Annotated in this window: 9 protein-coding genes, 1 tRNA gene and 1 pseudogene; 7 read left to right on the top strand and 4 right to left on the bottom strand. The window is 53.4% G+C overall.

Features of this window, described 5'->3' with window-relative positions; translation table 11 throughout:
- Positions 1 to 132 precede the first annotated feature (132 nt).
- Positions 133 to 1,020 carry an orotidine-5'-phosphate decarboxylase gene (pyrF, locus tag RC85_RS22770; RefSeq protein WP_068267045.1) on the bottom strand — a complete coding sequence of 296 codons (888 nt, stop codon included), beginning with the start codon at positions 1,018 to 1,020 and terminating at the stop codon, positions 133 to 135.
- A gap of 170 nt (positions 1,021 to 1,190) precedes the next feature.
- Between pyrF and RC85_RS22765 the strand changes: the two genes are divergently transcribed.
- Together RC85_RS22765 and RC85_RS22750 are read left to right on the top strand one after the other, a co-directional pair.
- Positions 1,191 to 1,263: transfer RNA gene (locus tag RC85_RS22765), tRNA-Pro, on the top strand.
- A 695-nt stretch (positions 1,264 to 1,958) separates the two neighbouring features.
- On the top strand, positions 1,959 to 2,615 hold the full coding sequence (locus tag RC85_RS22750; RefSeq protein WP_068267041.1) for an NYN domain-containing protein: 657 nt from the start codon (positions 1,959 to 1,961) through the stop codon (positions 2,613 to 2,615).
- A 235-nt stretch (positions 2,616 to 2,850) separates the two neighbouring features.
- On the opposite strand, the gene RC85_RS22745 is transcribed toward RC85_RS22750, so the two are convergent.
- The gene (locus RC85_RS22745; protein ID WP_149752709.1) at positions 2,851 to 3,087 is read right to left on the bottom strand and encodes a hypothetical protein; all 237 of its coding nucleotides are present in this window, start codon (positions 3,085 to 3,087) and stop codon (positions 2,851 to 2,853) included.
- Between the two features lie 91 nt (positions 3,088 to 3,178).
- On the bottom strand, positions 3,179 to 3,682 hold the full coding sequence (locus RC85_RS22740) for a ferritin (protein WP_068267044.1): 504 nt from the start codon (positions 3,680 to 3,682) through the stop codon (positions 3,179 to 3,181).
- Between the two features lie 353 nt (positions 3,683 to 4,035).
- Here RC85_RS22740 and RC85_RS22730 point away from each other — a divergent pair, with 353 nt between their 5' ends.
- The 3 genes from RC85_RS22730 to RC85_RS22720 all read left to right on the top strand — a co-directional run bounded on the left by RC85_RS22730 (position 4,036) and on the right by RC85_RS22720 (position 7,612).
- Positions 4,036 to 5,481, top strand: coding sequence for an NHL repeat-containing protein (locus RC85_RS22730; protein ID WP_068267038.1), 1,446 nt, complete (start codon positions 4,036 to 4,038; stop codon positions 5,479 to 5,481).
- Between the two features lie 65 nt (positions 5,482 to 5,546).
- A complete protein-coding gene (locus RC85_RS22725) occupies positions 5,547 to 6,410 on the top strand; it encodes a PhnD/SsuA/transferrin family substrate-binding protein (protein ID WP_068267037.1) in 864 nt (287 codons plus the stop codon).
- 95 nt (positions 6,411 to 6,505) lie between these two features.
- Entirely contained in the window at positions 6,506 to 7,612 is a 1,107-nt protein-coding gene (locus RC85_RS22720) for an outer membrane protein assembly factor BamB family protein (RefSeq protein ID WP_068267036.1), read from the top strand.
- 561 nt (positions 7,613 to 8,173) lie between these two features.
- Here RC85_RS22720 and RC85_RS22715 read toward each other — a convergent pair.
- A complete protein-coding gene (locus RC85_RS22715; protein WP_068267035.1) occupies positions 8,174 to 9,370 on the bottom strand; it encodes an LptF/LptG family permease in 1,197 nt (398 codons plus the stop codon).
- Positions 9,371 to 9,731: 361 nt separating this feature from the next.
- On the opposite strand from RC85_RS22715, the gene dapA reads away from it, so the two are divergent.
- Entirely contained in the window at positions 9,732 to 10,673 is a 942-nt protein-coding gene (gene dapA / locus RC85_RS22710; RefSeq protein WP_068267034.1) for a 4-hydroxy-tetrahydrodipicolinate synthase, read from the top strand.
- A 63-nt stretch (positions 10,674 to 10,736) separates the two neighbouring features.
- Positions 10,737 to 11,525 (top strand): annotated as a pseudogene (locus tag RC85_RS22705) (3-keto-disaccharide hydrolase).
- The last annotated feature ends 529 nt before the right edge of the window (positions 11,526 to 12,054 follow it).

The following is a 12,054-nucleotide window of genomic DNA, read 5'->3' as shown; positions in this document are numbered from 1 at the left end:
ATTTTGCAATTTGCAATCAACACCGAGGCCGGTCAGCCACAAACCCCCAAAGTCGTCCAGTTTCCCTCCACGCAAACATTTTCGTCAGCCCAGGCGATGCCACGCGGTTTAACGATCCACTGCGTCACAGCGTCACCAAGACAACTGCTGATTCATTTCAATCGTCGCCGCTTCAACGGCGTCCTGCCAACGATCTTCGCCCATTGAATCGGCGTACTCTGCGCGGCGGTGGGCAAAGATGATATGACGCGAACTGTTGACCACCGCACCAAGTCGCTGGTCATCGAAACCAGCTTTGACGTCATCCGCTCCGCCGCCCTGGGCGCCAAAGCCGGGGATTAGAATCCAGCTTGTCGGCATCGCCGCACGCATTTCGGCAAGCTGCTGCGGATAGGTTGCACCGACCACCGCACCCACGGGACCGTAGCCACACTTGCCGACTCTGCCTTCATTCATTTCGCGCACGAGTTCTGCCACCGATTGGTAAACCGTTTGGCCATCGGTCGTTCGATCCTGAAACAGCCCACCACCGGGATTGGAAGTCTTCACCAACACAAAAATTCCGGCATCACGCTGGTCGCAAACTTCCACAAACGGTTCCAGGCTGTCGCGGCCCAAGTAGGGACTGACCGTCAGCGAATCGCCACCCCAAGGACTCTGTTGTCCCAGATAGGCGTCGGCGTAGGCGGTCGCGGTGCTGCCGATATCATTGCGTTTTCCGTCAACGATCACCAACACGTTTTTCAGCCGAGCGTACGAAATCACTTCGCCCAGCGACACGCATCCGGCGGGCCCAAGCTGTTCAAAAAACGCAGATTGAGGCTTCACGCAAGCCACCTTTCCGGCCACAACGTCAATGATTTCGCGGCAAAACAACGTATAAGCAGCCGCCCATGCGTCCGGCGAATCACTGACGGGGATGATTTTTTTGGGCAAGCTCGCTTTCCGCGGGTCCAACCCAACGCAAGCAACCGAGCCGGTGGATTGGGTAGCAGCAGCCAACTGGTCAGCAAAGTTCATGGAAATTTTCAGCGACAGATTCGGAATAAAATCAATAAAATGCAAACGGCAAACAAGCTGGAATTTGCCCACTTTGCAAAGGGTGGTCAATGAGACCTAGCGAACTCCAGAAGAGTTGTTTAGCATTTGCAATAGTCGGCCAGCGATTCCACAAGAATCACAAGTCGAAACGGGCTGTAGCGCAGTTGGTAGCGCGCTTGACTGGGGGTCAAGAGGTCGCAGGTTCAACTCCTGTCAGCCCGACTTTCTCACACGAGACGCTTCTTACACCCAAAACCACTCTCGGGTTACCGCCTCGTTCCCAGACGTGCGGCGTTTCTCCCGCTTAAAACTCCTGCTCTTCTTTGTGGCTTCTGTGCCCTTTGTGGCTAGCAATCAAAAGAGAGCGACCGGTTTTAGTCGGCAAGTTTTTTGGGCAAAACGATGGAGGGGCAAAACGATGGTGCGCAGCCATCGTGTGAATTTTGCCAGCAAGCAGCGCACCATCGTTTTGCACCTCCATCGTTTTGCCCATAAAGCAGAATGCCTGATCCCGAATCACTGATCCCGAATCGCCGCGTGGGCAATTCGTCCGGGTCGTGTTGACGTCCGGCGAGTTCACGAGACCGATCAAGCCGAATGGCAGTATCGGCAGACTGGGCTTGGATTGTTTCGCAACTGATGCAGAAGCGGCGGCGATGATGACAAGCTCAAATTAGTGCGATTGCTAATGGCCGAAACCATGAGTCTCGCAAGGCCATTGCTGGCACTTGTTCACTTTTCCTTCGATCGAATTGAAGCCAACTAAATCTACCCTCACATCTTCCCTAACGCGATCCCAGTAGCGAAACTTTCGATCGGCGCATAAAGAACGCCCGGACTGGCCGGGCGTTGGCCCAACGATGCTATCGTTGAGGTGGTTCGACCGCGCTTCCACGCGGCTGACCGGATAATACATCGTGAATTCCTCAAGTCAATCGCAGACTACCTGCGAAAAATCTCATAAATACCCGAAAGTAGCGGTTTTTATTGATGGTTTTAACCTTTACTTCGGGTTGAAAGACAGCGGATTAGAGCGGTTTCTGTGGCTGGATCTTTGGAGGCTAGGCGAGCAATTTTTGATGCCTGGCCAATCACTCGCCTCAGTCTACTACTTCACCGCGATTGTAACCGATTCATTGAAACGGAAGCGGCAAACCAATTACTTGGAAGCTTTGGAATGCCACACCAATGTTTCCACCATATTTGGCAATTTTCAACGCAATCCGGTTTCGTGCTTCAAGTGCGGGCACACTTGGGACAAGGCGGAGGAAAAGAAGTCAGACGTCGCTCCGGCGACTCAGGTTCTCTGCGGCGCTGTCAACAACGCATACGACGCAGCGGTGCTTGTCACTGCGGACAGTGATTTGATTCCGCCAGTTCAAGCCGTCAAATCAAACTGGCCCGACAAAGCGATCTTCGCAAGATTCCCACCGGGTCGCCACTCGCATGAACTGAAACTGCAATGCGATGGTACCAAACGGATCAATGAGTCGGAGCTACGCCGATCGCAGCTTCCGGACACCGTCACCAAAGAGGATGGCTACGAACTGAAGCGACCTGCGACTTGGCGTTGAACAGCGGATTGGGAAATTTCCGTTTTGCGCGCCACCGGCGATCCCAATTACCACTATTTCGCGTGTCTCAGCGTTATCCCGTGCGTCAGTTCGCGTCACGCTCGAAACGTTGGTATCTTGCGTTTTCAACACGGTATAACGACGCAAAAAACGCGATTTGGGAAAAAGCCCATTTGGGGGCATGGGGTCGCAGGTTCAATTCCTGTCAGCCCAACTTTCTCACACGAGACTCTTCTTACACCCAAGCCACTCTTAATTTACCGCCTCGTTCCCAGACGCGCAGCGTTTCTCCCGCTTGAAACTCCTGTTCTTCTTTGTGGCTTTTGTGCCCTTGGTGGCTAGCAATCAAAAGAGAGCGACCGGTTTTAGTTGGCAAGTTTTCTGGGCAAAACGATGGAGGGGCAAAACGATGGTGCGCAGCCATCATGCGGACTTTACCAGCAGGCAGCGCACCATCGTTTTGCCCCTCCATCGTTTTGCCCATAGAGCAGAGTGCCCGATACCGAATCACTGATCCCGAATCGCCGCGTGGGCGATTGGTGAGCTTCGTTCGAGCGATCGCTTTATTCGTCTGCGTCGTGTTGACGTCCGGCGAGTTCGCGATCGATCATGAACAGACCGTTTTTGTTGCCTTCCACCATCTTTAACTGGTCGATCACGCCGCGAGTACTGGCTTCCTCTTCGACTTGTTCCGACACAAACCATTCCAGGAAAACGTCGGTGGCATGATCTGATTCGGCTCTCGCCAAATCCTTCAACTTAAAAATGCAATCCGAAATGTGTTGTTCGTGAGCAAGTGCGTCTTCAAACAAACCCAGTGGTGTCTGGTTCTTGACTTCCGGTTGAGGGAGCGCCATCAGCTTCACTTCGCCGTCTCGTTCCAGCAAAAATTGAAAAAACTTGTCCGCATGGACCAGCTCTTCTTGGAACTGCATTTTGAACCAGTTGCAAAAACCCGGCAAACCGAGGCGGTCGGCGACGCCAGCCATCGCCAAATACGTGTAGGCAGAGGTTAGCTCTTCGTTGATTTGCTTGTTGATTGCGGCTTCGACTTTTGCGGACTTCATAGAATTGTCGGACTTGAGGTGAATGTGTTGAGCGGAAATTGCTTTGAATTTGCAATGTAACAACTTCAGCAAATGTGCCGGAAGCCGATTAGCCGGGTTTTCAACAGGAAACTGAGAGACAGTTTTAAACGTAGCTGATCCCGCCAGGGTTCAGTCCACGATCGGATCAAACTCGACTGAACCCTGGCGGGATCAGCTACGGGCAGGTCGCCAGCAACCTCCGAGGTCGTTTTCAAACCGTTTCCAAGCCAAATCCCATCATCCAGCAGCAACCGTAGCAATCCTTTTTCGTACACGAGGATTATTTTTGATATACTTTCAAGGTCGAATTCACCCCCTGGAGATCGGTCACGATGCGTCTTGTTCCTTGTACGATTCTTTGTTTCCTGATCACTCAGGTGTTTTCCCATTCTTCGGCAGCGGAGGTGAGTGACAGTGATCTGGCTGATCGGTTCACTCATCAACAATCTGGGGTCATCGAAATCGATGACGCCGATGACGCGAGCGACCAAAAGATCAACGCTTTTTGTTTGAATCATGAAGGCCACATTGTTGCGGTTTGTGGGACCGGACCAGGGGAAGTTCGAGTCAGTAATGATGAGGGTGAAATTCTTCACTCTTGGGCAGTGGATGTGAAGCCGGAATCGGTTGGAGTTTCTGACGATGATTCGGTGTTGGTCGGTGGCGAGGGCAAGCTGTTTCGCTTTACTGCAACCGGAGACCTGGTCGTCGAAACCGAATCACCGCATGCGGCCCGATTGCGTTCCAGCACCAATGAACTTCGCGAGGCGGCTGTCGCTTCGATCAAAAGTAGACGCCGATCACGCATGACGCTTCCAATGGCAAAGTCTCGGCTGCGATCATTCGAGGAAATGATGGAGAAGTTAAAAGAGCGTCAAGAAGACAAAGAGCTGAATGAGTCAGAGGAGCGAATGCTAAAAGTGTTGCCAGCGTTGTTGGAACGTTATCAAAAGCAAGCTGCGGATCTGGAAGCCGAAGCGGAAAAGAAAGCGAAGGCAGCGGAAGACGCAGAGGACGGTGAAGAAGAAAAGAGTGAACCAGAAATTAGTGAATCGGAAATCGAACAAAAGGTTGAATCGATGATTCGCTCGAAAATGCGTGTCTCTTCGATCAGTTCCAGAGGTGAATTTGTTTTCGTAACCACGCGAGCAATTGAAGGCTACGGATACGATGTCTGGAAAATGAATCTGGATTTCGACGACGCCGAAGTCGTTGTTTCCGACCTCCGTGGCTGTTGCGGGCAAATGGATGTTCAATGTTCTGACAATGGACTTTTCGTTGCCGAAAACTCACGTGACCGCGTCGTTCATTTCGATGTCGATGGCAAAGAAATTAACCATTGGGGCAAATCGGATCGGGCTGGTGTCGATGGCTTTGCAAGCTGCTGCAATCCAATGAATCTCTGTTTTGACCAGGAAGGGTTTGTGTACACCGCCGAGGCCAGTATCGGCCGCATCAAGAAATTCGATCCCAGTGGCGAATTGGTCAGCTTTGTCGGAGATGTCGAATTGGTGCCGGGATGCAAAAACGTTTCGATCGCCGTTTCGCCGGTGAGCGAAAAAATCTACATGCTCGATCTTACTCGTAACCACATCAAGGTGATGGAGCCGAAGCAAGACGAAAAACCAGTGACTGAACCGGAGCAAGAAGATGATTTGATAGTCACCAACGAAGCAATGGTTGATTCGCAGAAAGACGATACAAAGGCCGATGAAGCGAAGGTAAACGCCCCGGTTGCCGATCAGCCGAGCAAAAATGAATTGGAGGATGCGAAATGATCCGGACGCGTCGAAGAATACAAAGTAGCTTGGGAACACAAAGTAGCTTGGGAATACAAAGTGGCTTGGCACGTTTATCACTGACGATCGCCAGTTTGTTGATCATTGGTGACGCTCTGCAAACTGCGCAGGCGGCCGAGTCCAATTCGGCTCTTTCGTTGGTGGTGATGGATCCGCTGGCGGCTCCTCTTTCGTGCCCTTGCGTGGAAGGCTACGCGCAACGCGATTACACGGTGTTGGCCAAGTATCTGGAATCGACATTGGGTCGGCCAGTGATGGTGACCTTCCATGGTTCCTTGTCGAGCGCAATATCAAAAAATGACGGCAAAGCTGATATCGTCATTGGCAAACGTTCTGTTGTGGTTGCCGATGCGGCTTCGGCAAAAATTTCGTTGACACCGATCAGCCGCTTAAGCGATCAGCAAGGTGGCACCGATCAATACGGCATGATCGTTGTCAACCAAAAAGACCCCGCCCAAAGCGTTGCTGACTTGGCAGACTACACCATTATTTTCGGTCCTTCCGAAGCCGAAGAAAAGCACAATGCCGCGATCGAGTTATTGCAGGATGCAGGCGTGATGATTCCTTTGGTTCGCCGATCGATCGACGAAGCGTGTAGCGACGGCGCATGCAAGGTGATCGACCTGGGGCCAGAATCTAAAACAGCAGCGGTCATTTCCAGTTACGCACAACCCTTGTTGGAAGGCTGCGGAACGATCAAGAAAGGTGATCTGCGAGTGGTGGGGAAAACCGAACCGGTTCCTTTCATCACCGTCTTCATCGCTGACTCGGTTGACGTTGCCACCCAAACGAAACTGCGTGGCGCGTTTGGAAATGCAGCGCTGGATCCTGAATTGCTAACCGCTCTGGAATCGCTGGCGGGTTTCTTGCCCGTTGAAACGCCGGTCGTGACTGCAAAAAAAAAGTAGCCAGTAAACTTCCAGCGAATGCTTCTGCAAAGGTAACCCCTGACGCGGCATGGGACGGCTGGCTGGGGCCAAACCGTAACGGTCGTGTCGCTTGGTTGCCGCAACAGTTTCCTGATCAGCCCAATGTCCTTTGGGAACAATCGCTCACTCACGCGGGGCTGGGCGGGATCGCGGCAACGAGCAAGTACGTTGTCTTTGGCGACCGCGATGATGACGATTTTCACGACGTCTTTCGCTGTTTGGATGCGGATTCGGGAGAGCCGATTTGGGAGGTTCAACGGTTGGCGATCGATTCGCTCGACTATGGCAATTCACCGCGTGCGACGCCGCTGATCGTCGGCCAGTATGTGTATTGTCGTGGGGCTCACGGACATCTGCTTTGTCTGCGACTCGCCGATGGTCAGGTGGTCTGGGAACGCAACTTTCGCGATGAATTTCCGGTCCCGGATGAATTGCCCTGGGGTTATTGCGGCTCGCCTCTGATGGTCGATCAAAAGTTGATTGTTGCGACCGGTAATCCTGACGCGTCCTTGTTGGCGCTGAATCCGATCAACGGTGAAGTCATCTGGAAGTCACCCGGTCGGCCGCTGGGGTACGGTTCCTTGATCGCGGGAAATTTCAGAGGCGTCAAGCAGGTTGTCGGCCATGACCAAACCACGTTGGGCGGCTGGGATTTAAAAACGGGGCAACGATTATGGACGATCGAGCCAAAAGTTGACGGCGATTTCAATGTCCCCACCCCCTTGGTCATTCCCGGAGCCGACGGAAGCAACCAATTGATGGTGGCGACTGAAAACAATGGTATCCGCCTCTATCGTTTCGATTCGTCCGGCATCGCGATCGATCCGCCGGCGATCGATTCACAGAAACTGAGAACTGACATGACCACGCCCATCGTGGTCGGATCAAACGTGTTCTGCGTTAAGACATTTTTGTATTGCCTGGACGCGGCAAGCCTAAAAGAAAAATGGCGGTTGCGTGACAAAGCAATCGGCGATTACGCCAGTCTGTTGGCGTCGCCCGATCGATTGCTGGTGATCGGCAAAGGTGAGCTGTTGCTGTTTGCGTCAGACGGTGAAAAAGAACTGATTTCGCGTATGCGAGTGTTCCCTGAGAATCAAACATTGTATTCTTTTCCAGCGATGGTTGGGCGTCGTTTGTACGTGCGTGGTTCACACGCAGTAAAGTGCTTGCAGTTTTAGAAACTGTCCCGAAACAGCGTTCCGAAATCCCAACCCGAACGCGTAAGTTTTGAAGCTGCGCTTTTTGATTTAGGAACTGTCCTGAATTAACTTCCGTAGGTCCGGTTCCTACCGGACGTTTCCAGGCGGATCGTCCGGTGGGAACCGGACCTACGTCCAGCGCGAACCGGGATGTTATTTCGGGACAATTCCTTAGGGGCGAAGTCCCGTCTGTTTGCCTAGCCCAGCCCAACGGGCTGGGTTTGAGTAAACACCGGAAATTGTAGGGCCAACGGCCCGGCAGTTTGAACGCGAGTAGCGACTAGGAATACAAACGGCCGGACCTTCGGCCCTAACGAATCTTTCACCTATCACCCAGCCCGTTGGGCTGGGCTAGGTAAATCGCTGGGCCTTCGGCCCGGAAGAAAGTACAAACCGCAAATTCAAAACGCGTAAGCGAGGGATCATGCTTGACCTGGAAATCCCTCGCTTACGCATTCGGGTTGGGATTTCGTAGAATCCAGTCTCCTGAAGTTATTTCGGCACCATTCCTGAACAAGCGTCGCCGCCAGTTTTGCTCGATCAATAACGGCGGACTCGAGCGATCAGGCAAACGCCAATCACGCATAGCATGGCATTGCCAAGCCACACACCATACGGCGGAACGTTGCCGTCTTTGGCTTGTTCGAGCCCGAGAATAAACAGTGGATAGTAAACCAAGAGCGTTGGGAGAAAACAGAGGCCGAATGTTGTCCAGTAATCGCTCGTCTTGGCAATCATAGCCAGCGGTGCACCGACCATGACAAAAAAGAAACAGCTAAAGCCCCAGGCCCAACGACGCCATGGTTCGGTATGCAGTTTGACCAGGCGGTGCTTGCTGGCGTCGAGTTGCTGTTCCACTTGACGCCCGGTTGAACCCGCGATGTCCTCAAATCGCGAGGTCATGATCGAGAAACCTGTGTGAGTCGCAAGCCGGCCGGCGGTTGCGTCGGTGCGAGTATCTTGTCGAATCCGTTCGCTGCTGATCAAGCGCAGCGGAAGCTCGCTTGGGCTTTGTTCGCTGACGTCTTTCTGGGTCAGCGCTCCGGCCAGCGGGATTTTGATCACCTCTTCACCCGGCATGATACTTTTCAAGGACGATCCGGCATCCAGTTGGTAATCAAGGACTTTCAATCGCAGCATTTGCGTTTCGGGATCGAGGCCAAGTTCGCCCTCGCGTGCGGTCAACTTCATCGGCCCGCCGCGTCCGGCGTTGTGCATCGTGACGGTGGGCTGGATCAATGTTCGCCCGACCACGTCGCGGACGTGGATCGAAAAGCCGTGATCGGATGTGTACGAGTGATCTGATTTCAAGACTCGGTAGGCGATGTCTTCGATCGACATCAGCACGACGCGATTGACGCCGGGCCGGCCCCAGGAAACTGCCAAGTCAGAAACGAAGACAGCGAAGGGGCTGAGCAATGCGGCGAACACCAACGCTGGCTGCAAAAGCTTCAGCGGCGAAATACCCGACGCTTTGACGGTCGCCACTTCGCCGTCGGCAGCCATGCGGCCGTACACGCAGCAAACCGAGAACAACGCGGTCGCAGGGAAAGCGAATTTCAGCGAAATCGGCAGCACGAACGGCAATAGTTGCAGCACAGCAACTGGCCCAAGTCCGCGTCGCATCAGGTCACGCCCGACACCGATCAGCAGAAAAAGCAGCGTCAGCGCAATCAGCGAAACGACGAAGATCTTTAGGATCTCCAGAACGACATATCGCGTTAAACGGGTTGGCACTGCGGTGAATTCGCGGGCTGGCGGAAATCAGGGGCGAACGGGATCGCTGGTTCGTGTGTCGTTGCCCCCATCGGTGTCTTGGGAATTGTCCCGAAACAACTTCGCGATTTCCCAACCCGAACGCGTAAGCGAGGGATTTGTTTGACGCGAAAATCCCTCGCTTACGCGTTCGGGGTGGGATTTAGTCGAATCCAATCTCATAAAGTTGTTTCAGGGCAGTTCCTCAGGTATCAAAATCCCTGCTGGAGACGAAAGAGGAGAACCCTGTTTTGCTAGCAGTCTGCCTATCGTCATCTTTCCGGTTTTCGCCTAAACTCCAGGGCGAAACCGCAATTTCCATTTCAAATCAGGTCTTTTTTTCATGGCTGATCCCCAAGCCTCACCACCACAGGGCGCGAGAAAAGGTGCTCAGTACGCTGGGCTGTCCGTCGCAATCACGACGCCATTTTCCGGCGACCAAGTCGATTACGACCGTCTTCGCGAACAGATCGAATTCCAAATCGATGCGGGAACCACTTGCATTGTTCCGGCCGGAACGACGGGTGAATCACCGACCTTGTCGCATGACGAGCACGATCGTTTGATCACCGAAGTCGTCCAATGTGTCGCGGGCCGCGTGAAAGTGATGGCGGGCACGGGCAGCAACAGCACCGCCGAAGCACTTCGCTTAACCAAGCGTGCCGCCGACGAAGGCATCGACGCTACGCTGCAAGTGGCACCTTATTACAACAAACCGACGCAAGAGGGCCTGTTCCAGCACTTCAAAGCGATCGCCGAACACGTTGATATTCCCGTTTGCGTTTACAACATTCCTGGACGAACCGCCAAAGAGATCGACGTTGAAACGATTCAGCGACTTTCGGATGTGCCCGGCATCGCGATGGTCAAAGAAGCGACCGGCAAACTTGATCAATGCTCGGCGATCTTGGGCAGCACCGATTTGACGGTCCTGTCCGGCGACGATTCACTGACGCTGCCGATGATAAGTGTGGGTGCCGAGGGTGTGATTTCAGTGGTCGGCAACGTCGCCCCCGGTCCGATGCTTGAAATGGTCAACGCGGCGCTGGCGGGTGACTTTGCAACTGCACAGCAAATTCATCATCGCATGTACAAGTTGTGCAGCAGCATGTTGGGGTTAGCGACCAACCCGATTCCAATCAAAGCAGCGATGCAAATGGTCGGACGTGACAGTGGGCAATTGCGTTTACCAATGACGCCGCTAGACGAATCCCAGGCGGATCAGCTACGCGAAGTCTTGTTTGCTTTCGGACTGCAGGAATCAATGGCAGTCGCCGGTCGATGAGCGGGATCCAACATCGGCGATCTTCCGTTCAACTATTGCTCCTTCGAAACGTTAAGGTTCAAGGTGAAACTTCTTTTGGTATTCGTTTTTGCAGCATCGATTAGCTTCGTTGCTAACCACCGTTTGGACGCAGGCGAATATTTAAACGGAATCGATTGGGAACCGCCCGTCGTTGTTGTCCCCGGCGAAACCGCTGGGGCATCTTCATCAGACGCAGTCGTGCTGTTTAATGGCACCAATACTTCGGCTTGGAAAAACGCCAATCGATGGAGCGTCCAGGACGGTGCGATGGTTGTTGGAAAGGGGACCATTGAGTCGAAACAGAGCTTTGGCAATTGCCAACTGCACATTGAATGGTCAGCACCAACGCCTGCGGTTGGAAAGGGACAACATCGCGGCAACAGCGGTATTTTCCTAATGGGCCTTTACGAAATCCAAGTGCTTGATTCGTACAAAAGCGAGACCTATCACGACGGACAAGCTGGAGCGATCTACAAACAAACACCGCCCGCCGTCAACGTCACGCGTCCGCCGGGTCAGTGGAACGTGTACGATATTTTTTGGACGGCACCTCGATTCGAACAGTCAGGGAATCTTCAATCGCCTGCGTACATCACCGCGGTTCACAACGGCGTGCTGATCTTGAATCACTTTGAATTTTAAGGCGACACACCGTACACGCGTCCGCCCGAGTACAACGCCCACGGCGAAACCGGCCCGATTAAATTACAGGACCATAACCATCCGGTTCGCTTTCGCAACATTTGGGTGCGAGAGTTCAAGCCGGCGTCAGGCGAACAAGTTGAACCGCCGTTTATCTTAGACAATGGCGTTAAGAAACCGATTCAGTAGAAACGTGGTTGATTAAAACAGGCTTAGGAACGTGCGACTTTTTATAGTCGCCTTTCGCTCCGCGAAAGCAGCGGATTCGCTACTTTCGCGGAGCGAAAGGCGACACTAATTTCCCGCTCGTTCCTTAGGCACCCTGAAACTTGCCTTGCTGAATCGCGACACTTCTCGCACAGATCATCGCTTTTTCCGGCATGCTCAGCCGCTTGGCTATCGAGAACGTCCGGCTAAGAAACGTGATAGATGCTACGCAAAACCAGCTTATTTAGCCGCGGAGCGGTGAAAGCCCTTTGCCGGGTGCGTAGCACCCGGATCATGCCGCCCCTTGATTGTCTGAGCCTCGATCGATCGGCGGCTTTGCCGCCGATCGATCGAGGCTCAGAGGGTTGTTTCATGCATTGTTACCGGGTGCTTCGCACCCGGCACCGAGCTTTCGTCCCGCCGGGACTAGTAGTCCATGTCAGCTCAATCTTCGGTTAGGAGGTAGCGGAAGTCGCGTAGACTTTCGGCGTCCCCCTCGTAGCCGAAACTC

Source organism: Rubripirellula obstinata, assembly GCF_001642955.1.
Taxonomy (GTDB): domain Bacteria; phylum Planctomycetota; class Planctomycetia; order Pirellulales; family Pirellulaceae; genus Rubripirellula; species Rubripirellula obstinata.
This window is presented reverse-complemented; position numbering and strand designations above follow the sequence as displayed.